Consider the following 382-nt stretch of genomic DNA (forward strand, 5'->3'; position numbering starts at 1 on the left):
CGTGCGGTGGTAGCCCCAGGATCCTGCTGACGGCCTTGCCGGCGTACCGGCCGAATGTGCTCACCTGGCCAGGCTACGGATCGGTCGCGGCGGCCCTCAGAACTTGTAGTACGGCGCCAGTTCGTGGGCTCGCTGCAAGTTGGTCTGCAGGCAGTCGGGCCGGTCCGGGGAGTGGACGGGCGAGTAGAACAGCGACTGCTGGATGACGCCGTAGCTGGTGTCGAAGGCGATCATGCAGGTGATCCACCAGCGGTCGTTCCAGTCGGTGGGCTTCATGATCCAGTACTGCGCGGCCCGGTGCCCGTTGATGTCCAGTTCGACCGCGTCGGGCGGGATGGTCTGCTCGTAGGTGCGCCAGACGAATGCCTCGACGGCCATCTGG

General features: G+C 66.0%; 1 protein-coding gene. It reads right to left on the minus strand.

Going from position 1 to position 382, the window contains the following annotated elements; translation table 11 throughout:
* Nucleotides 1-96 precede the first annotated feature (96 nt).
* The coding region (locus RNC47_RS37415; RefSeq protein WP_311605345.1) for a hypothetical protein at nt 97-382 on the minus strand (286 nt) is incomplete at its 5' end.

The sequence above is a fragment of the Streptomyces millisiae genome (genome assembly GCF_031845425.1).
GTDB classification, from domain to species: Bacteria; Actinomycetota; Actinomycetes; order Streptomycetales; family Streptomycetaceae; genus Streptomyces; species Streptomyces millisiae.